General features: G+C 61.8%; 19 protein-coding genes. 12 read left to right on the top strand and 7 right to left on the bottom strand.

Going from position 1 to position 20882, the window contains the following annotated elements; genetic code table 11:
- Positions 1–16: 16 nt before the first annotated feature.
- Together ACSBPU_RS07575 and ACSBPU_RS07570 are read left to right on the top strand one after the other, a co-directional pair.
- Positions 17–1021 carry an extracellular solute-binding protein gene (locus ACSBPU_RS07575; protein ID WP_442596914.1) on the top strand — a complete coding sequence of 335 codons (1005 nt, stop codon included), beginning with the start codon at positions 17–19 and terminating at the stop codon, positions 1019–1021.
- A gap of 158 nt (positions 1022–1179) precedes the next feature.
- Positions 1180–1785 carry a hypothetical protein gene (locus tag ACSBPU_RS07570; protein ID WP_442596912.1) on the top strand — a complete coding sequence of 202 codons (606 nt, stop codon included), beginning with the start codon at positions 1180–1182 and terminating at the stop codon, positions 1783–1785.
- A 106-nt stretch (positions 1786–1891) separates the two neighbouring features.
- Here the strand turns inward: ACSBPU_RS07570 and ACSBPU_RS07565 are convergent, their stop codons facing one another.
- The gene (locus tag ACSBPU_RS07565; RefSeq protein WP_442596910.1) at positions 1892–2950 is read right to left on the bottom strand and encodes a serine hydrolase domain-containing protein; all 1059 of its coding nucleotides are present in this window, start codon (positions 2948–2950) and stop codon (positions 1892–1894) included.
- Positions 2951–3135: 185 nt separating this feature from the next.
- Here ACSBPU_RS07565 and ACSBPU_RS07560 point away from each other — a divergent pair, with 185 nt between their 5' ends.
- From ACSBPU_RS07560 to ACSBPU_RS07530, 7 genes are all read left to right on the top strand, one after another.
- Positions 3136–4698, top strand: coding sequence for an ABC transporter substrate-binding protein (locus ACSBPU_RS07560; RefSeq protein WP_442596907.1), 1563 nt, complete (start codon positions 3136–3138; stop codon positions 4696–4698).
- A gap of 84 nt (positions 4699–4782) precedes the next feature.
- A complete protein-coding gene (locus ACSBPU_RS07555) occupies positions 4783–5700 on the top strand; it encodes an ABC transporter permease (protein ID WP_442596905.1) in 918 nt (305 codons plus the stop codon).
- Between the two features lie 3 nt (positions 5701–5703).
- The gene (locus tag ACSBPU_RS07550; protein WP_442596903.1) at positions 5704–6600 is read left to right on the top strand and encodes an ABC transporter permease; all 897 of its coding nucleotides are present in this window, start codon (positions 5704–5706) and stop codon (positions 6598–6600) included.
- A 2-nt stretch (positions 6601–6602) separates the two neighbouring features.
- Positions 6603–7592, top strand: a complete 990-nt coding sequence (locus ACSBPU_RS07545) for an ABC transporter ATP-binding protein (RefSeq protein ID WP_442596901.1) — start codon at positions 6603–6605, stop codon at positions 7590–7592.
- Positions 7589–8566 carry an ABC transporter ATP-binding protein gene (locus tag ACSBPU_RS07540; RefSeq protein ID WP_442596899.1) on the top strand — a complete coding sequence of 326 codons (978 nt, stop codon included), beginning with the start codon at positions 7589–7591 and terminating at the stop codon, positions 8564–8566. Before ACSBPU_RS07545 ends, ACSBPU_RS07540 begins: the two co-directional genes overlap by 4 nt.
- Positions 8563–9948 (top strand): M20 family metallopeptidase, encoded by a 1386-nt coding sequence (locus ACSBPU_RS07535; protein WP_442596897.1) that lies wholly within the window; start codon positions 8563–8565, stop codon positions 9946–9948. The genes ACSBPU_RS07540 and ACSBPU_RS07535 overlap by 4 nt, the downstream gene beginning before the upstream one ends.
- 253 nt (positions 9949–10201) lie before the next feature.
- Positions 10202–10594 carry a DUF4168 domain-containing protein gene (locus tag ACSBPU_RS07530; RefSeq protein WP_442596895.1) on the top strand — a complete coding sequence of 131 codons (393 nt, stop codon included), beginning with the start codon at positions 10202–10204 and terminating at the stop codon, positions 10592–10594.
- A 15-nt stretch (positions 10595–10609) separates the two neighbouring features.
- Here the strand turns inward: ACSBPU_RS07530 and ACSBPU_RS07525 are convergent, their stop codons facing one another.
- Both ACSBPU_RS07525 and ACSBPU_RS07520 read right to left on the bottom strand, forming a co-directional pair.
- Positions 10610–12715, bottom strand: a complete 2106-nt coding sequence (locus ACSBPU_RS07525; RefSeq protein ID WP_442596893.1) for a methyl-accepting chemotaxis protein — start codon at positions 12713–12715, stop codon at positions 10610–10612.
- 207 nt (positions 12716–12922) lie between these two features.
- A complete protein-coding gene (locus ACSBPU_RS07520; RefSeq protein ID WP_442596891.1) occupies positions 12923–14353 on the bottom strand; it encodes a YdgA family protein in 1431 nt (476 codons plus the stop codon).
- A gap of 133 nt (positions 14354–14486) precedes the next feature.
- On the opposite strand from ACSBPU_RS07520, the gene ACSBPU_RS07515 reads away from it, so the two are divergent.
- The gene (locus ACSBPU_RS07515; RefSeq protein WP_442596889.1) at positions 14487–15116 is read left to right on the top strand and encodes a 2-hydroxychromene-2-carboxylate isomerase; all 630 of its coding nucleotides are present in this window, start codon (positions 14487–14489) and stop codon (positions 15114–15116) included.
- Positions 15117–15136: 20 nt separating this feature from the next.
- Here ACSBPU_RS07515 and maiA read toward each other — a convergent pair whose 3' ends face one another.
- From maiA to ACSBPU_RS07500, 3 genes are read right to left on the bottom strand one after another with little or no spacing between them, the layout of a single operon-like run.
- Positions 15137–15784, bottom strand: a complete 648-nt coding sequence (gene maiA / locus ACSBPU_RS07510; RefSeq protein WP_442596887.1) for a maleylacetoacetate isomerase — start codon at positions 15782–15784, stop codon at positions 15137–15139.
- Positions 15781–16752, bottom strand: a complete 972-nt coding sequence (gene ispH / locus ACSBPU_RS07505) for a 4-hydroxy-3-methylbut-2-enyl diphosphate reductase (protein ID WP_442596885.1) — start codon at positions 16750–16752, stop codon at positions 15781–15783. The genes maiA and ispH overlap by 4 nt, the downstream gene beginning before the upstream one ends.
- Positions 16752–17207 (bottom strand): FKBP-type peptidyl-prolyl cis-trans isomerase, encoded by a 456-nt coding sequence (locus tag ACSBPU_RS07500; RefSeq protein WP_442596883.1) that lies wholly within the window; start codon positions 17205–17207, stop codon positions 16752–16754. The genes ispH and ACSBPU_RS07500 overlap by 1 nt, the downstream gene beginning before the upstream one ends.
- A gap of 222 nt (positions 17208–17429) precedes the next feature.
- On the opposite strand from ACSBPU_RS07500, the gene ACSBPU_RS07495 reads away from it, so the two are divergent.
- Complete coding sequence (locus tag ACSBPU_RS07495; protein WP_442592329.1) at positions 17430–18896, top strand: IS1182 family transposase; 1467 nt, start codon at positions 17430–17432, stop codon at positions 18894–18896.
- 127 nt (positions 18897–19023) lie between these two features.
- Positions 19024–19701: a RadC family protein gene (gene radC, locus ACSBPU_RS07490; protein WP_442596881.1), complete on the top strand. Its 678-nt coding sequence runs from the start codon at positions 19024–19026 to the stop codon at positions 19699–19701.
- Positions 19702–19837: 136 nt separating this feature from the next.
- Here radC and ACSBPU_RS07485 read toward each other — a convergent pair whose 3' ends face one another.
- Positions 19838–20815 (bottom strand): Bug family tripartite tricarboxylate transporter substrate binding protein, encoded by a 978-nt coding sequence (locus ACSBPU_RS07485; protein ID WP_442596879.1) that lies wholly within the window; start codon positions 20813–20815, stop codon positions 19838–19840.
- Between the last annotated feature and the right edge of the window lie 67 nt (positions 20816–20882).

The raw sequence follows: 20882 nt of genomic DNA, 5'->3' as shown, positions 1-20882 counted from the left end.
TTCGAGGAACTTCCCCATGTTCAGCCAACGTTTTGCCCAGCACTGCATCGCCGCCGCGATCGGCGGCGCCGCCCTTTTGATGGGCCAGGCGGCAATTGCCGCGGAAGCCGTCGTGTACACATCCAACAACGTCCAGACAATAGACACCGCCGTGGACATCGCCAAGAAGTCGGCACCCAGCCTGTCGATACAGAAAGTCACCTCGGGAACCGGTGCGCTCATGAAACGCATCGAGGCCGAAACCGGCAATCCGCTGGGCGACGTCGTATGGGGCGCGGGTTTCGGCACCATGGCGGCCTTCAAGCAGAACTTCCAGCCCTACGAATCGCCCGAGGCGAAAGGCATCGACGCCGCCTTCATCGGTCCCGACAATCTCTGGGCCGGCACCAACGCCCATGTCATGATCATCATGGTCAACGACAAGCAACTGAAGGGCCTGGAAGCGCCCAAGACCTGGAAGGATCTGTTCGACCCCAAATGGAAAGGCAAGCTGATCGTTGGCGACCCCGCCACCTCGGGCAGCACCTATGACCAGATGTATGGCATCCACCAGCTCTATGGACAAGATGGATTCAACAAGCTGGTTGCCAACGCGGACATCTCCAAGAGCTCCGCACAGATCTACAAGAGCGTCGCCAACGGCGAATATGCGGTCGGCGTGACCATGGAATATGCCGCGTACGCCTATGTGGCGGGCGGCCAGAAGGAGATCCGCATCGTTTATCCGGAGGACGGCGTGTTCGTTGCGCCCGAAGCCGTCGCGATCATCAAGAACCCCAAGAACGGCACCGAAGCCGCGCACAAGCTGTACGACATCCTGCTCTCCAAAGAAGTGCAGGAAGCGGAGCTGACTCATAACTTCCGCCGCCCCACGCGCTCGGACATCGACGTCGCCAAGCTGACAAAGCTGCCCAACCTGGGCGACATCAAGATCGAAAAGACCGATCCGCTGAAGGCCGCGGCCGAATACGAAAACATCATCGGCGCCTGGAAGAAAGCGACCGAGGCGGCAGGCAAGTAAACGCATTCCGCCGCGCATCACATTCTTGCAACACTCCAGCCCGTTTTTTTGAAAACGGGCTTTTTTTTAAGGAATCTTCACGCGTACAATTCTGCCTGTCGGCGCGCCCGCCACCGCAGGGCGCCGGATTCAAGCACTACCATCGGAACACACGCATTTTGACTACGAAACGAAGCAAACGCTGGAATGGCGACCTGGATTCCCTTTCTCCGGACTTCCTGAAAGAAGTCCTGGAAAAGATGCAGTCCTATGGCGACCGAGTCCAGTTCGAACTCCCCACCAAAGCCGCACGTCCCAATTACCAGGTCATCAATCCCACGAACCGGAAAATGGCATTCGACGACAGGCACCTGATCCTGCGCCTGAATGAAAACGGCGATGTCAGCGACCAGCTGACCACCATCTATTCGCTGGACACCATCAAGGCCGCCATGATCGACAACGGCAAGCCGGCCCGCAGTAGCCGTGCGAACCGCAGCGGCACCATCCGCCGTGTGGCCAGCGCCGCCGGCGATGCCGACGATACCGATCTCACCGACCTGGAACGCCTGACCGGCGTCAGCCTGCGCCGCAGCGTCGCCCCGCCCCCGGTTGCCGACGTGGACACGATAGAGCGTGAAAAATACGCCTATTACAAGGCCAACCGCGATGCCTTCCCGGACGGCATCACAAAGTATTCGCAAGACATCAGCGCCCTGATGCGGGCAGGCGTGTCCGCGGAAGACGCCTTCGAGCAGGTCATCAAGGAAAACTTCCAGTTTTGAAGGGTTGGTGGTGGGGTCAGACCCGTACAGGGTCTGACCCCTTGCCACGCGTTTCGAGGGGTCAGACCCCGTACGGGGTCTGACCCCATGACCCCATGCCCTTCGCTTAATCCAGCGAATCGACCGCCTTGAGGATCCGCCCGAACAGGCCGTCCGCGTATTCGGAATTGAGCCAGCGGACGATGGCGACCATGCGTCGTTCGGGTTCTATCCAGGTGAACGAGCTGCCTGCCCCGATCGCAAAGTAACTGGACTCCGGTACGCTGGGAAATACTTTGCGCTGGTGATTCAGCCAGATCAGGTAACCGTAATAGGGCGCCAGATCGCAAGGCTGCTGCATGCGCTGGATCCATTCCCGCGAAATCACTTGCGTATCTCCGACCCGGCCTTCGTTGAGCATCATCTGCCCTACCTTGGCCTGGTCTTCGGCGCTGATGGACAGCCCGCCGCCCCAGTGCGTGCCGCCGGGCACCGATTGCACCCTGCGGCCCGCCACCTCCACCCACGCGTTGTCATAGCCTACCCATTGCCAGGGATTGCCGGCGCCGACCGGCCCCATGATGGATTCGCCGAAGACTTCAGGCAAAGGCCGCTGGAACAGGTGCAGGAGAGCCAGCGACAACTGGTTGATGCGCACGTCGTTGTATTCCCAATAGGTGCCCGGCTTCTGCAGCGGTCGCGCATCGCCTTTGCGGCCGTCCGGCGCCTTGCCGAACGTGACCGCGCGATAGCGGTCCGCCTGGTCGGGAATGCCGAACAGCTCGCCTTCCCATTCGCTGGTCTGCTGCAGCAGATGCTCCCACGTGACCAGCGCATTGTTGCCGCTGTCGAAACCGATGCCGGGCACCCGCTTGCCCACCGGCTCGTTCACATCGGGCAGCAGGCCGCGGTCGTGCGCGACCCCAGCCAGCAAAGCGAGGTAAGTCTTGGCCACGCTGAACGTAAGATCGGACCGCTTGGGTTCCCCCCATGAAGCCACCGTCTTGCCGTCGACCAGCACCGTGCCGCTTACTGGCCCGCGGTCATGCACCGGGCCGAAAAGGCGGTTCCAGGGCGGCGGATCCTGCAAGTGCACGCCCCACACGCCGCTGACCTCGCGGTCCCACGTGCTTTCGTGATCGATGGCGAACTGCACCGCCTCCTGGAATGCCGCATTGCTTTGCATCAGATCTTGCTCCCGAGTATTTTCATAAATGAAAAATTAATGGATTCTATTTGTATACAAAATACCAATTTCGAACCATAATAAGCAGCCTGAAGAGCATGCGCAAGCCTTTTGAAGGTTTGACCGCAGACACAGATCGATCACACAATGCTCATGGCAAGACCACCCGATCAAGGAGAAGACATATGGAGTTCAAGAAATCGTCGCGATCAGCGCCATCGTTCAAGAAAGCCGGCCGGGGCATCGCAGCCTGCCTGCTGGCAGCCGGGCTGCTGGGCACAAGCGGCCTCGCCCTCGCCGATAAAAAATCCGACACGCTGCGCATGGCATACGACCAGGCGCCCGAAAGCGTGGATCCGTATTTCAACAACGTGCGCATCGGCGTGATCATCGCGGCCAACGTATGGGACACCCTGCTGTACCGCGATCCGCTCACCAACGAGTACGTCGGCCAGCTGGCAAAGAGCTGGAAGCAGATCGACGACCGCACCCTGGAATTCGAACTGCGCGAAGGCGTGAAATTCCACAATGGCGAAGAATTCGACGCCGACTCCGTCGTCTATACATTGACCTATGTCGCCGACCCGGCCAACAAGGCGACCACGCAACAGAACGTGCGCTGGATCGACAAGGTTGAAAAGCTCGACAAGTACAAGGTGCGCGTCATCAGCAAAGAGCCCTTCCCCGGCGCGAAGGAATACCTGTCGACCACGGTCGCCATCCATCCGGCCAAGTACTACAAGGAAGTCGGTCCCCAAGGCATGAACGCCAAGCCGGTCGGCACGGGACCCTACAAGGTCTCGGAATACGTGCCCGGCAAATCGATCACCCTGGAGCGCAACGCCGACTACTTCAAGGACTCGCCAAAACGCCAGCCCACCATCGGCAAGGTCCAGATACGCTTCATCCCCGACCGTCAGACCCAGATGGCCGAGGTGATCTCGGGCGGCCAGGATTTCATCATGCACGTGCCCAAGGATCAGGCCGAGCAACTGAAGTCCATGCCCAATCTGCAGGTCGTCAGCGGCAATACGATGCGCATCGCGTTCATGCAGATCAACATCCTCGACGGCAGCCCGGCGCCCCAGCTCAAGGATGAGCGTGTGCGCAAAGCCATCAACCACGCCATCGACCGCGAGTCCATCATCAAGAACATCGTGGGCGACGGCGCAGAGATCCTGCAAACCATCTGCACGCCTTCGCAGGTGGGCTGCACGCACGAGGGCGCAACCGTTTACGAGTACGACCCCGCCAAGGCCAAGAAGCTGCTTGCCGAGGCCGGCTATCCAAACGGCTTCGACGTCGACCTGGTCGCTTACCGCGAGCGCAACCAGACTGAAGCCATCATCAATTATCTGCAGGCGGTCGGCATCAAGCCCAAGCTCAACTTCCTGCAGTATGCCGCCATGCGCGACATGATCCGCGCCAACAAGGCCGCCCTGACCCACCAGACCTGGGGTTCCAACCTGGTCAACGACGTCTCGGCGTCCACGCCGGTGTACTTCGGCTTCGGCAATGACGACATCACCCGCGACGCCGAAGTTCGCGGCCTGCTCGACAAGGGCGACCGCACCATCGACGAGGCCCAACGCAAGGAAGCCTACAAGAAGGCGCTGAACCTGATCGCGGAACGCGCCTACGCCGTGCCGCTGTGGTCGCTGCCGGTGTATTACGTGGCAAGCGGAGAGGTCTCGTTCAAGCCTTACCCCGACGAACTCGTCCGCTTCTGGGAAATGAGCTGGAAGTAAAAAAGCGCGCGCGTCGCGGGCGGTCCGCCCCGCGATGCGCGCCGCCGTAGCTCTGTTTACCAGTGAACCAAAGAGGCACGCTCAATGCTGATGTACATGCTGAAGCGCATTGGTCTGGCTCTGTTGGTGGCGCTTACCGTCTCCATCATTGCTTACTTATTGCTGCACTTGTCGGGTGACCCCGCTATTGCGCTGGCGGGCGAAGGCGCCCGCCAGGCAGACATAGAAATGATACGCCAGGCATACGGCCTGGACCGCCCCATCGCCGTCCAGTATGCCGACTGGCTCTGGAATCTGCTGCAAGGGAATTTCGGCACGTCGGTGTACTTCAAGACCGATGTCGGCGGACTGATCCTCGACAAGCTCGGCACTACGCTGATGCTGGGTGTCTGTGCCCTGGGCGTCGCCTTGGCCGTCTCCATTCCGCTGGGGGTGCTCGCGGCCATCTACAAGAACAGCTGGATCGACCGCCTCTGCCTGGCGATCGCGGTGCTGGGCCAGGCGCTCCCGAACTTCTTCTTCGCCCTGCTGCTCATCATGCTGCTGTCCATCTCATGGCGGCTCCTGCCCGTATCGGGCAGCGGCACCTGGCAGCACTTCGTCATGCCTTCCATCGCCCTGGGCTATTACGTCGCCCCGGCGTTCATGCGCCTGATCCGCGCCGGCATGATCGAGGTGCTCGGCGCCGACTACATACGCACCGCCCGTGCCAAAGGCCTGCCGGTGCGCAGCGTGGTGTTCAAGCATGCGCTGCGCAACGCCATTGTTCCGGTGGTGGCGCTGGCCGCCGTCCAGCTGGGCTATCTGCTGGGCGGCTCCGTCGTCATCGAAACCATCTTCGCGCTGGACGGCCTGGGCTATCTTGCCTATCAAAGCATCACGTTCAAAGACTATCCCGTCATGCAGACCATCGTGCTGCTGCTCTCCGTCATCTACGTGCTGTTGACGCTGGCCTCCGATATCGCCAACGCCTGGCTGGACCCCCGCATACGAGTATCCTGATTTATGGCTATATCAACCACTCTTCCTTCCTCCGCCGCCGGCGCCGGCCGGCGGCGCTCCGCATGGCGGCGCCTGGGCCAGAACAAGGCGCTGGCGTTCGGCGGCGGCCTGTTGCTGCTGATCGTCCTGATCGCCCTGCTGGCGCCCTGGATTTCTCCCCATGATCCCTATACGCAGAATCTGGCCAACCGCACGGTGCCGCCCGTCTGGTACGAAAAAGGCTCGTGGCTGCATCCGTTGGGCACCGACCAGTTGGGTCGCGACTACCTGTCCCGCCTGTTCTACGGCGCGCGCATCTCTTTGCTGATCGGTCTCAGCGTGGCGCTCATTTCGGGCTTCATCGGCACCACCATGGGCCTGCTGGCCGGCTACTTCGGCGGCAAGACCGACATGTTCGTTTCCTTCCTGGTCACCACGCGCCTGTCCATGCCCGTCATACTGGTGGCGCTGGCCACGGTGGCCATCGTGGGCGGCTCGCTGACCGTCGTTATCCTGGTGCTGGGCCTGCTGAAATGGGACCGCTTCGCCGTCGTCATGCGCAGCGCGACGCAACAGGTACGATCCCTGGAATACATCGCCGCCGCGCAGTCGGCGGGGGCATCGACCGCACGCATCGTACTGACCGAAGTCCTGCCCAACGTCGTGCCTCACCTGATCGTAATCGCCACGCTCGAAGCGGCCAGCGCCATCCTGCTCGAGGCCGCGCTGTCCTTCCTCGGGCTGGGCGTGCAGCCGCCGCTGCCCTCCTGGGGCCTGATGATCTCCGAAGCCAAGGCGTACATGTTCTTTTCCTTCTGGCTGATCGCGATTCCAGGCACGGCGCTCGCGCTGCTGATCTTCGCCATCAATCTGGCGGGCGACGGCCTGCACCAACTGCTGACACCGGACGAGAGGGCATGATCATGAATCAACAAGACATCGTCCTCGACGTGCAGGGACTGAACGTGGACATCGGCACACAGCGCGGCGTGCTGCACGCTGTGCGCAATGTGTCGTTCCAGGTGCGGCGTGGCGAAACGCTGTGCCTGGTGGGCGAATCCGGTTGCGGAAAGTCCATGACCTCGCTTTCGCTCATGGGCTTGCTGCCACGCCAGGCCAAGCGCAGCAGCACGAAGCTGAGCTTCATGGGCGAAGACCTCAGCGGCGCCAGGAAGGGGCGCATCAATGCCCTGCGCGGCGACAAAATGGCCATGATCTTCCAGGAGCCCATGACCGCGCTCAACCCCGCCTACACGATAGGCGAGCAGCTCACCGAGCACTACATCCACCATCGCAAGGCGTCGGCGGCGCAGGCGCGCGCGCGCGCCATCGAGCTCCTCGAGAAAGTCGGCATCGCCTCGGCCGGACAGCGGCTCGGGCAGTACCCCCATCAACTGTCGGGCGGCCTGCGCCAGCGCGTCATGATCGCCATGGCGCTGATGTGCGGACCCGAACTCCTCATCGCCGACGAACCCAGCACCGCGCTGGACGTCACCATACAGGCCCAGATCCTCCGGCTGCTTGCCGATCTGCAGCAGGAGCTGGGCATCGCAATGGTGCTGATCACGCACGATCTCGGTGTGGTCGCCCGCATCGCCGACCGGGTCGCCATCATGTATGCCGGCGAAATCATGGAAGAAGGGCCGGCCGAAGCCATTTTCGCGCATCCGCGCCATCCCTACACGCAAGGGCTGCTCAGCTGTATTCCCATACCCGGCCAGACGCCCCACGGAGGCAAGCTGGGCACCATTCCCGGCGTCGTCCCGTCTCTCATCGGCGAACTTCAGGGCTGTCCTTTCCGCGAACGCTGCCCTTACGCCGAAGCGGCCTGTGAGCAAACAGTGCCCGTGCACAGTAACGCCGACGGGCAAAGCTGGCGGTGCATCCGAACCGAAATGGAGGTGGCGGCATGAGCGCACTGATCGAAGCGCGGCAGCTGTACCGCTCCTTCACCGTGAATGCCGGCCTGTTCAAGGCCAAGCAAACGCTGCATGCCGTGAACGGGGTGGACCTGCAAGTCCAGCGCGGAGACGTCCTGGGCATCGTGGGCGAATCGGGCTGCGGCAAATCCACACTGGCCCGCATGCTGCTTGGCCTGACGCCGCCGAGCTCGGGCAGCATCGCCATAGAAGGCCAGGACATCTCCAGCATCAGCCGGCTCGACCTTGCACGACGCGTGCAACCTATCTTCCAGGACCCCTATTCCTCGCTCAATCCGCGCCGCAGCATTGCTTCCATCGTGAGCTTCCCCCTGGATGTCCACAACATCGGCACACCGGCCGAACGGCGCCGGAAAGCCTGTGAAATGCTGGAACGCGTGGGCCTGCCGCTGCGCTATGCGGACAACACGCCGGGCCAGTTGTCGGGCGGTCAGCGGCAGCGGGTGGCCATCGCACGCGCCCTGGTCATGCAGCCGGAGATCGTCGTCTGCGATGAACCCACATCGGCACTCGACGTTTCCGTGCAGGCACAGATTCTGAATCTATTGATGGATCTGCGACAAGAGTTCAACCTGACCTATGTCTTCATCAGCCATAACCTGGCGGTGGTCGACCACATCGCCAGCCACGTCGCCGTCATGTATTTGGGCCGCGTGGTGGAATTCAAAGAGGCCGCCGATCTCTTCGGCCGTCCCGAACATCCGTACACGCGCGCCCTGCTCGACTCGGTACTGACGCCCGAGACCGGCCTGGGCATACCGGACACCGGGCTGGGCCTGTCCTTTCCCGATCCCATCAACCCGCCTTCCGGGTGCACATTCCATCCGCGCTGCCCTCAGCGCCTGCCTCACTGCTCCAGCCTGCGTCCCGAGCTGGACACTCACGGGCAAGGCAAAGTGGCATGCCATCTATATTCATCCAAAGCAGAAGAAGGACTTGTTTCATGACTCGCGACCAAGCCATTGCCCACGCACACGAGTGCTTCGATTCGGGGCAGTTCAAGCAAACGCTTGCACGACGCATAGCCATTCCCACGGAGAGCCAGAATCCGGAACGCGCGCCCGTGCTCGCAAACTATCTGCATGACGAGATCCGCCCCGCCTTCGAGGCCATGGGTTTCACATGCCAGACCCTGACTCACCCCAAGGCACAAGCGCCTTTCCTGTTCGCCCAAAGAATAGAAGACCCGTCCCTGCCCACCGTACTGGGCTACGGCCATGGAGACGTGATCCGCGGACTGGAAAGCGAATGGAAGCCCGGCGTGGGCCCCTGGTCGCTGGCCGACTCCGATGGCTGCTGGTACGGGCGCGGAATCGCCGACAACAAAGGCCAGCACTCCGTCAACATGGATGCCATGCGCGCAGTGCTCGAGACCCGCGGGCGCCTGGGCTTCAATGCGAAGTATCTGGTCGAAATGGGCGAGGAAACCGGGTCGGCCGGCTTGCGCGAACTGTGCGAAGAACACCGCGACCTGTTCAATGCCGATCTGCTCATCGCTTCGGACGGCCCACGGCTGCGCGCCGAGCGCCCTACCGTGTTCCTGGGATCGCGCGGCAGCGTCAATTTCGACTTGGTCATCCAGGCGCGCGATGGCGGCCACCACTCCGGGAACTGGGGCGGCCTCATTTCCAATCCCGGCATACAGCTCGCCCATGCCATTTCCAGCATTGTTTCCGCCACCGGCCAGATCCGCATCCATGAATGGGTTCCCCAGCAGCTGCCGGACTCGGTGCGGCGTGCACTGGCCGACTGCGAAGTCGACGGCGGCGCCGACGGACCAACCGTTGAACCCTGGTGGGGCGAACCGGGCCTGTCCCCGGCCGAACGCGTATTCGGCTGGTGCTCCTTCGAGGTCCTGGCCTACAAGACCGGCAATCCCGAAACGCCCGTGAACGCCATCCCGCCGCGCGCCTGGGCCCGCTGCCAGTTGCGCTTCGTGGTGGGCATCGACCCCGAACAAATCCTGCCCGCGCTGCGCCGTCACCTGGACCGCCAGGGCTTCCCCATGGTCGAAATCCAAAGCACCCGGGAAACCATGTTCCAGGCGACGCGCATCGACCCGGACGACGCCTGGGTGCAATGGGCAGTGGCCTCCATTGCCCGCAGCACCGGCAAAAAGCCGGCCGTCCTGCCCAACCTGGGCGGGTCTTTGCCCAACGACATCTTCACCGACGTGCTCGGACTGCGTACGATCTGGGTGCCCCACTCGTACCCCGGCTGCTCGCAGCATGCGCCCAATGAACACTTGCCGCCGGCCATCCTGCGCGAAGGCCTGGGCTTGATGGCAGGCTTGTACTGGGATCTTGGCGAAGGGAACACGCCTTCTTGATCGGCGGGGTCAGACCCCGTACGGGGTCTGACCCCTGAATCTTGCCGTATGGGTCTGACCCCAATGCGCTCCGCCAGGCAGGATGTTGCTGAAACGTAATAAACCTGCCGAATTTCGAAGGCCCTCCCGGCGGGAGCGGGCCTTCGGGTTACCTGCCGTTTCCTGCGGACAATACTTCCCACAGAATCGGCTTGTAGTCTCGCTGGATGTTGTCATCATGGGAATTCACCCATGGCAACAGACAGGAGATTGCATGCATAAACGCATTACCACAGTCCTCACCGGCGCTGCCCTTGCATTCGGCATCAGCGGCGCCGCCTTTGCACAACAGCCGGCCGCAGGCGCTGCGCCCGCCGCTCCTCCCGCCGCCGGAATGAACGTTCCCACCCCCGATTACTCCGATGCGCAACTGACACGGTTCGTGAGCGCATCGCAAAAAGTGGCGATGATTTCCCAGGAATACACGCCCAAGCTGGAAACCACCAAAGACGAAGCCACCCGCAAAAAGGTCTTTGAAGAAGCCGACGGAAAAATGGTCAAGGCCGTCCATGACGAAGGCATGACGGTGGATCAGTTCAACGGCATCAACCAAGCGATCCAGCGCGACCCAGAACTGGCGCGCCGGATCCAAAGTATTGCAGGCTAGCGGACCCCGAGCCCCTTAGGCAAGACGCAGGTTGATGGACAGGCGCTCCTCGTCTTCGTCGTCTTCTTGGCGGGCCTTGCGGGCCGGGACGGACGGAAGGTAGTCCGCCGAAGCCTCCTGCATGTCAACCACCATGCCCGAACCGGAGGCCAGCTTGAATACGGCAACGGCCTCCGTCAGCCTCCCGGCCTGATCCTGCAGTGAAGCGGCCGCGACAGCGGCTTGCTCGACCAGGGCGGCATTCTGCTGGGTGACTTCATCCATTTGCGATACCGCCAGGTTGATCTGTGCGATGCCGCTGGACTGCTCGTCGGACGCGGAGGAGATTTCTTTGATGATTTCGCTGACCCGCTTGACGGACGCGAGCAGTTCCTGCATCGTGGTTCCCGCCCCTTCGACCTGCTGTGCCCCAGCGTGGATTTCGGTGATCGATGCTTCGATCAGGTTCTTGATTTCCTTGGCGGCCTCGGCACTGCGCTGAGCCAGCGAACGGACTTCGGACGCCACCACGGCAAATCCGCGCCCCTGCTCGCCCGCTCGAGCCGCCTCGACCGCTGCGTTGAGCGCCAGAATGTTGGTCTGGAAGGCAATGCTGTCGATCACGCCGACGATTTCTCCGATCTTGCCGGAGCTGTCGGAAATGCGATGCATTGTGTCGACGACCTTGGACACGACTTCCTCGCCGCGCTGCGCCACGTCGGAAGCGTCGACCGCCAGACTGTTGGCCTGCCTCGCGTGATCGGAATTCTGCTTTACCGTCGCGGCGAGTTGTTCCATGCTGGCCGCCGTTTCCTGCAAAGATGCCGCCTGCTGCTCGGTACGGCTGGAAAGGTCCGTGTTGCCCGCCGCTATCTCGCTGGACCCCGTGCCGATTTCGTCGACGCTGGCGCGGACCATGGCGATGGTGCGCGCCAGGTTTTGCTGCGTGCGCTTGGCATTGCCCAAAAGCACATGGACCTCATTGCGGCTATTGGGCGGCACGTCGGGCACGCGGGCGGTCAGATCGCCCTGTCCGAGTTTGTCCATGATGTCCATCACTTGCCGGACCGGCCGCAAAGTGCGCGCCGCCAGCCAACCGACCAAGAGCGAAATGAGCAAGGTGCCGATCAGCATCATGATCCCTTGGTGAATCAGCTGCTGCACACTGCCTTGCAGGAAGGCGGATTTCTCGCCCACCCCGTAGACGACCCAGTTCCAGCCATCGACGGATTCCCACGCGATGAATTGATCGACGGGTTCGGTGCCGTTGCTCAGACTCACCTCGGCGACCCCGCGCGGCTGGGACGCAAGGTCTTCAAGCTTTGCCACGGCCTGGCCGGGTACATCGCCCGCCTGCATGTCGGGCAAGGGCACCAGCGCGCCCCCATCCGTTTTCTGCAGGATGCCGAGCCGTCCGAATTCGGCCACGCTGACGGACCGCACCCACATCAACAGCTGCTGAACCTGGACATCGATGGGAACGCGCACGGAAAGGCCGCCAAAGACCTGGCCGGCATCGTCATAAAGTGGCTCGACGCTCATGGCATACCAGCGGTCGTTGCGCTGCACGACCCCTGTGAAAGGGCTTCCGCTGTCGAGGCTGCGAGCCAGGATGTCCTGCTTGTCGACCACGCTGCCCGTAAGGAATTTTCCCTCGCCGTCCTGCAGCAAGGTCGCGGCGCGCAGCCATTGGCCGTCCTTGCGCACGATAATGGCGGGATCGGCACCGGTGTTTTCATGGACCCGGGTCAGCAGTTCGACATCGCCGTTGAGAATGTGGTCGCCGACCACCATCAGGGGAATCTGGGTGCCGTCGTCGGTTTCAACCAGGGTGCCATCCAGCTGCGGGTTGCCTCCCAGTTCGCGTTTCAGTATGGGAAGCGTGTCCGTTCCCTGCCTGCTGGCATTGGAAAACAGCATGGAAAGCGATTGTTCGACGGACTGCAGCGAAGAGGCCATTTCCCGCTGTACGGCGTCGACCGCCGTCTGCCTGTTTTGCAGGGTGCCCAAGACACTGATCGTAGCCATGACGGCCACCGCCACCAGCGTCGTAACCCAGAACAGCTTGATTGCCAACGAGCGCCGGCCCATCCATCCCGCCGACCGCGCGGGGTTCTTGCGCCCCGTATGTGTTGTCTCCATCACGGCTTCCTTGTAAGAGAATGCTTCGTTCTGCCAGATATTCACCGGCTATGATGCATTCACTTTAGGTTTTTGCCGCTAGGGGATTTCCTGGGGGGTCAGACCCCATGCGGGGGCCTGGCCTCGGGTTTCCGTCGGTTGGGGTCAGACCCCGTTCTTCATCGGAGCAGGGTCAGACCCCGCATGGGGTCTGACCCTTGTGACCTTCTACATCGCAAACAGCATGATGCGTTGCACCAGTTCTTCGACGGTCATCGTCTCGCCATTGAGCGTGACCTTGCGGTCCTGGTACAGCACCGATCCGGTCGCGACATCGCCGTCGACCTTCACCAAGCCGGCTTGCTGAAGTTCATTGACGTATTGGTCGTAAAGTTCGCTGCCCATCATTTCCATTTGCAGGCGGTCGTCGGTGCCTTCCGCCGTTTGGCCAAAGGCTTGGACGAACATCGCCTTGGACAGCTTCAGGTCCAGGCCGGCAAGCCGGATGATTTCGGACAGCAGTACCTCGATATCCCGTGTCTTGGGATCGGTGGGTGCCGCCAGGTCCAATTGAAAGCGCAGTGTGCTCTCGCCCTTTTCGTTCTTCCAGACCAAGGGATCGATGACGATGGACGGGCTGGAGGCCAGCAACGCCATGGCCCGATCACGCAGCCGTTCCTGTTCTTCGTCCGTCATGCTGAATTCCGTCGTGCCGTACTTTGCCTGTATGGCATCGTATTCGCCGGCCAGCGCGGTGAACGCCGCCGCGTCGAGGCGAAGAACCTTGCCCCCCGCCGCGAAGCTGCCCAGCTTGATGTCGCCGGCCGCCACCTGCCCGAAGTCATAGCGTATGGCGCCGTCCATCATGGTTCCGACCTGCGTGGCGTCGACCGAGACCGCGACCTTGCCCAGCTTGAGCGGCTCGTCGGTATGCTCGTCGAGGACGACTTGTTCGGCCGTCAGGCTGCTCTGCTGGCGCGCCGATGCATCGGCTCGCGTGACGTTCTCGGTTTCGATGCGCACGTCGCGCAGCGCGAAACTGTCATCGTCGCCGCTGTCGAAGAGGTTGAGGGCCTTGAACCCGCCACGCGCGGAAACGTCCTTGAAATCGTTGCTGAAGCGCATGGAGAGTGAGCCGCCGCTGAAGGAAACCTTGCTTCCGCCTTCAGAGAGCTCGGTGGGCAGGAATGTCCATTCAGAGCTTCCCTTGCCGCCGAAGTCGATGCGGGTATCGATCACCACGGGCGATGCGCCCCGTTGGCTGTCCATCCAGGCCTGAACGGTTCGCGTGGGAAGCAGCTCGCTGCGGCTCAGCGCCAGCACCGGCGCGAACTCGCCTTCTCGCATGGCCTCCCAGGGCAAAGGCCCATGCAATAGATGGTCTTTCAACATCAGGTCATGCTGCTTGCCGTCGGCGCCCTTGAGACGGAAGGTGTACACGACGTCTGATGAAAAGATCCCGCGCTCGTACTTGTTGATCTCGATATTGAGGTTGTCGCGCGCCATGTTCGGCCCCAGCAGCTGGGCCATGCGCTCGTTCGATTGCGCGACCAGGCGTTCGACGGTGGACTGGACCTCTTTCCCTACGTACCAAGTGGCGCCCACATAAGCCGCTCCCAGCACGATCACCGTCGTAACCAGCAACTTCCCTTTATTCATTTATCCCTCTTCTCACGATCAAGAAAATCGACTCATTTAACCACGAATGCGGGCCCCATTGCGTCCTGGAACGGTGCTGCCATACCATGTATGCAAAACTTTTGAAAACGACTGCATCCCGCGAGACACCCACATGACCGCCACTCTGGATTTTTATTTCGATTTCTCGTCCCCCTACGGCTATTTTGCCAGCACCGCCATCGAGCGACTCGCTAACGATATTCATAGAGAAATACGTTGGCGACCGATACTGCTGGGCCCGCTGTTCAAGGCCATGGGTTCAGGCCCTCTTGTCGAAATCCCCCTGAAGGGCGCCTATTCCCGGCACGACATCGAACGCAGCGCCCGCCTGTTCGGCATTCCCTACCAAGAGCCCGCCGCGTTTCCCATCGGCGCTGTGGCTGCTTCCCGAGCCATGCTGTTTCTGCAGAAGCAAGATCCTCTACTGGCCGCCGATTTCGCCAAGCGCGTATACCGGGCGTATTTCGCCGAAGGGCAGGACATTACCCAACTGGAGGTCCTGGCCTCTCTGGCGAACCAGACAGGTGCGGACGGAAACCGCCTCCCCCAAGGCATTGCCACGGACGAGATCAAGAATCAATTGAAGGAAGAAGTGTCCGCCGCCATGGCTCGCGGCGTATTCGGCTCGCCCTACATTATCGTGGACGACGAGCCGTTCTGGGGCTTCGACCGCTTCGAACACATACGCAAATGGATGGCCGAGCGCGACGATCCCCGGGGTCAGACCCCGTACGGGGTCTGACCCCAATTTCCCGGCGGGTGCTAAGCTTCCGCGTCCGGCTGGCGATCAGGCGCCGCCTTCTGGAAGGCTTCCAGCTCCGCGCAAGCGGCATCGATACGGACGATGGTGGGGAATGCGTTTTCATCGCAATTGAAGCGGCGCGCATTGAAGAGCTGCGGCACCAGGCACAGGTCGGCAAGTCCGGGTTGGTCGCCGTGGCAGAAACGCCCGGTGCGGTCGCTGCGCGACAGCATGGCTTCCACCGACGCCAGTCCCGTCTCGACCCAATGGCGATACCAGGCGTCTTTCGCCGCTTCGTCGACGCCCAAGGTGTGCTTCAGGTATTTGAGGACGCGCAGATTGTTCAAAGGATGGATATCGCAGGCGATGGTCTGGGCAATCGCGCGGACGCGCGCCCTGCCCTGTGCATCGGGCGGCAGCAAGGCGGGCTCGGGGCGGGTTTCCTCAAGATATTCCAGGATGGCCATGGACTGCCCGATCGCCAGGTCGCCATCCACCAGCGTGGGCACCAGCCCGGTGGGATTCAAGGCCTTGTAGCTCTCGGAGTTCTGCTGCCCGCCGTCCTTGAGAAGGTGCACCGAAACACTTTCGTATGCGATGTTCTTGAGATTCAATGCGATACGCACCCGGTACGCGGCGGAGCTGCGAAAATAACCGTACAGTTTCATGGGGCTTCCTTGATTTTCCGGGACAGTTCCTTGGGCAAGGGGAACGAAACGTTTTCGGGCGCGCCGTCCAGCGTGCGCACCGACACCGCGCCGAGTTCCTTCAGGCGGGCCACCACCTGCTGAACCAGCACGTCGGGCGCCGATGCCCCCGCGGTCACCCCGACGCGCTTGGTGCTCTCCAGCCAGGCCGGTTCGATCATGTCGGGGTCGTCAATGAGGTAGGCGGCGGCGCCTTTGCGTTCCGCAACTTCCCTGAGGCGGTTGGAATTCGAGCTATTGGGGCTGCCCACCACGAGCACCAGGTCGCAAGCGGGCGCCATGATCTTGACGGCGTCCTGGCGATTCTGGGTGGCATAGCAGATATCGCTTTTCTTGGGCTCGACGATGGTCGGGAAGCGGGCGCGCAGGGCGGCCGCCACGATGGCCGCATCGTCGACCGACAGCGTCGTCTGCGTGACGAACGCCAGGTTTTCAGGATCCTTGACCTGCAGGGCGGACACGTCTTCCGGTGTCTCCACCAGATACATGCCTTCGTCGGCCTGCCCCAGGGTGCCTTCCACCTCGGGATGCCCTTTGTGGCCGATCATGATGATTTCGCGGCCCGCCTGCCGCATGCGGGCGACTTCGATGTGGACTTTGGTGACAAGGGGACAGGTGGCGTCGAACACCTTCAAGCCCATGCGCTCCGCCTCGTCGCGTACGCTGCGGGACACACCGTGGGCGGAAAACACCACGATGGCTCCGGCAGGCGCTTCGTGCAGTTCATCGATGAAAATGGCACCCTTGTTGCGCAGGTCTTGAACCACATAGCGGTTGTGCACGATCTCGTGCCGCACATAGATCGGCGCGCCATGCAGTTCGAGGGCACGCTCGACGATATCGATGGCGCGGTCCACCCCCGCGCAAAACCCCCGGGGCTGGGCGAGGACGACTTCCAGCTCCGTCCCTGCCGCGTTGATGTCCGGCATTACAAGACTCCCAATAAATGAACGTCGATGCGCAGATCCGCGCCCGCCAGCGGATGGTTGAAGTCGAACAGGGCCACATCCCCTTCGATTTGCTTCAGCACCCCGGAATAGCGGCTGCCATTGGGAGCCGGGAACTCGACCATGTCGCCGGGCTCGAATTCCATGCCCGGCCCCGCATGGGCCTCGAGCACAGAGCGCTTGACCCATTGGACGAGATCGGAATTGCGATCGCCATATGCCTGCGCCGCCGGAAGCTCGAAGGAAAAGCGCGAGCCTTCTTCACGTTCCAGCAAGGCGTTTTCCATGCCCGGCGCCCATTGGCCCGCGCCCATCTGCAAAGTGGCCGGCTTCCCGTCGAAAGTGTTGGCGAAAGTCGACCCCGCCGCCGGCCCGGTGAGCAGGTCGATGCGGTAATGCAAAGTTAGGTAGGAATCAGGGCGGACAAAAGCTTTCACTGGTTCAGAGGTAGAAGTCAAAATCTGTCACCGTAGAGGATCGTTAGCGTTCCCCTATTTTAGAGCACATCATGGGGTCAGACCCCATATGGGGTCCGACCTCTCGGATCAAGCCACGGGGCCGGCCCCCGAAGTCATGGGGTCAGACCCCGTACGGGGTCTGACCCCTCAGAATGCTGACAAACCCTCGCGCAACGCGTCGAGCTTGTTCATAATGTGGGGATGCTAAGAGATCCCCCCGCTTATCAGCACGAACTTGAGATGGTGACGCTGGAATCTTTGGTTCCCGCCGATCACTTGGTGCGCAAGATCGACGCTGCCATAGATCTGAGCTTTATTCGCGCCAAGGTGGCGCACCTCTATTGCGCCGACAACGGCCGCCCGGCCATTGATCCGGTGCTGCTGTTCAAGTTGCTATTACTGGGCTACTTGTTTGGCATTCGAAGCGAGCGCCAGTTGGTCCGTGACGTTCAAGTCAATGTGGCTTACCGCTGGTTCCTCGGGCTGCGCTTGACCGATAAGGTGCCCGACGCCTCCACGATCAGCCAGAACCGGCGCCGCCGTTTTGCAGACAGCCAGATTTACCAAGAGATTTTTGATGAGATAGTGCTGCAGGCGATCAGGCGCGGCATGGTCCAGGGCAAGGTACTGTATACGGACAGCACGCATTTGAAGGCCAGTGCCAACAAGAACAAGGCCGAGCAGGGCCAGGTGGCTGTGCCCGCGCAGGCCTACCTGCAGGAGCTGGATGCGGCCGTAGATGCCGACCGCCTAGCGCACGGCAAGCCGGCCTTAAAGCGCACGGACAAGGACGATGAGCCCCCGCCCACGCGCCCGGCCAAGGTCAGCCGCACCGACCCGGACAGCGGCTACATGGCGCGCGAGGGTAAGCCCAAAGGGTTCTTTTATCTGGATCACCGCACGGTCGATGCCAAGCATGCCATCATCACCGACACACACGTCACGCCGGGCAACGTCAATGACAGCGTGCCGTACCTGGCGCGGCTGGATCGTCAGCGCGAGCGCTTTAATTTGAACCCTTATGCGGTCGGCCTGGATGCGGGCTACTTCACCGCCGCGGTGTGCAAGGGCCTTGAGGATCGCCTGATTGCCGGCGTCATGGGGTACCGTCGTTCCGCCCAGAGAGCGGGTTATTTTAAGAAACACGAATATCAATACGATGCGCAAACGGACACTTATGTCTGCCCGAACAATCAAACACTGACCTATAGCACGACTAACCGAGAGGGTTACCGCGAATACCGCTCCGATCGCACCCAGTGCGCCAGTTGCCCGGTTCGAGCCCGATGCACACAAAGCGCGACGGGGGTCAAAGTGGTGATGCGCCACCTCTGGGAGGAGGCCAAAGAGCGGGTCAAGGCCCGGCGGCTGACGCCAGCTGGTAAGCGCATCTATGCCAGGCGCCAGGAGACGGTCGAGCGCAGCTTTGCCGATGCCAAGCAACTGCATGGCCATCGCTACGCGCGCCTGCGTGGTCTACAGAAAGTGATGGAGCAGTGTCTGTTGGCCGCTGCGGCCCAGAATATGAAGAAGATCGCGCTGCTGCTGGCGCGGCTTTTAGCGCCTCTTGAGGCCTTGATAGGGCCAAGTCTGGCCTTGCTCGCGGCTCAAGCCGTCGTTATGTACGTGTGGCCCGCAAACTCTTCAAATCGGCTGAGATTGGCCTGAACCACGAGCCGATAAACCCCTTAACTAAAAAACAGGGGGTTTATCAGCGCTCTGTGGGGTCAGACCCCGTACGGGGTCTGACCCCTCAGATAAAGCCAGGGGTCCGATCCCTTCCCAAGAGCCAGACATGACACCTCAAATTCCGCACACCAAAGCCGAACGTCCCCGGGAGCGACTGCTTGCCCATGGCGCCCATGTCCTGACATCGGCCGAATTGCTGGCCATCATACTGCGTACCGGCATAAAGGGCTGCGATGCCGTGAGCCTGGGGCACCGGCTCATCAAGCAGTTCGATGGCTTGCGCGGGCTGCTTTCCGCCGACGCCCTAACCCTCATGTCCCAGGAAGGCCTGGGCGCCGCCAAGGCATGCGAAATCCTTGCCATCAACGAATTGAGCCGCCGCGCTCTGGAAGAAGACCTGAAGGCCGGCATGGCGCTGGACCAGCCCCAACGAGTCAAGCGCTACTGCGCCGCAACCCTGGGGCATCTGCCGGTCGAGCACTGCATGGCCCTCTATCTGGACAATCAGTTGCGGCTCATTACCTGCGAAGAAGTCTCGCGCGGCACGTTGAACCAGGCTTCGGTCTATCCGCGGGAAATCATCAAGGCGGCACTCAAGCATCACGCGGCCGCCGTCATCCTTGCCCACAACCATCCATCCGGCGTGGCCGAACCCAGCCAGTCGGACCTTGCCCTGACGCGCCACCTGAAAAACGCGCTGTCCCTGGTCGACGTCCGGCTGCTGGATCACCTGATCGTGGCGGGCGCCAGCGCTGTGTCGCTGGCGGAGCGGGGGCAACTGTGAGGGCCCAAGGGGTCAGACCCCGTACGGGGTCTGACCCCTGCGCCGCCCTGAAGGATCCAAGGGGTCAGACCCCGCATGGGGTCTGACCCCTTCAAGCGGACCTGCGGACAGACCCCATGCGGGTCTGTCCCCGCGATCAATTCGTCTGCAGCTTCGCCACCTTCACGACTTCCTCCCACCGGCGGACCTCTTCCCGCATGGTCTGGCGGGCCTGCTCTGAATCAAGCTCATAGGGGCTCAGCCCCGCCGCGGTGAATTTCTCTTTGACTTCAGGGTCCGCAAGCACTGCGCTCAAGGCTTGCCGCCACTTTTCCTTCGCGTCCGCCGGCGTGTCGGCAGGAATCAGGAGCGCGAACCAGTAGCTCACGTCGAAGCCCTGCACACCGCTCTCGCGAAAGGTCGGAAGATCGGGAAAGCGCTCATCGCGCTTGTCGCCCGTCTGGGCCAAGGGGACGATGCGGCCGCCCTTCAGATGGGGCGCTGCCGACGCCGGGTTCGTGAACACGAGGTCGATGTGTCCCGCCAGCAGGTCATTCAGCGCCAGAGCCGCCCCTTTGTAGGGGACCACCGACAGTTTGATGTCCGATTTCAGCTGAAAGTATTCCGTTATGAGATGGCTGGGCGAACCATGCCCTGTGCCGATCGTTATCGTTCCCGGCTGCTTCCTGGCCCGATCGATCAGGTCCTGGACGTTCTTGATGCCCGCATTGCTATTGGCGAACAGCATGACCGAAGCCTTGCCCACGAACCCCACGACGGAGAAATCGTCCACTGAATCGTAAGGAAGATTCTTGTACAGGGCGGGCGCCGTGGTTTGCGCATTGTCGGCCAGGAGCGCCACATATCCGTTTTGCCCCTTCCTGGCGGCGAGGCCCGTGCCGATCGTGGCGCCCGCTCCCGCCCGGTTCTCCACGACCACGGGCTGGCCGAATTTCTCGCCAAGCTTCTGCGCCAGCAGGCGCGCGACGAAATCAGAGGAGCCGCCCGCGGCGTAGGGCACGACCATATTGATCGGCTGCGAGGGGAACGTCTGACCGTGTCCTGGCGCGATCGCCGCAAAAAACAGCGCCGCGCCGGCCAGTCCCCTCATCCATCGACCTTTTCGCTTGAACATTCTTGTATCCTTTCATTGTCAAAGTTGAAGATTCCTATAGCTTTGTCAGGATATAGGCGGCCCACGA

This window comes from Parapusillimonas sp. JC17 (genome assembly GCF_052180245.1).
Classification (GTDB): Bacteria; Pseudomonadota; Gammaproteobacteria; order Burkholderiales; family Burkholderiaceae_B; genus Parapusillimonas.
This window is presented reverse-complemented; position numbering and strand designations above follow the sequence as displayed.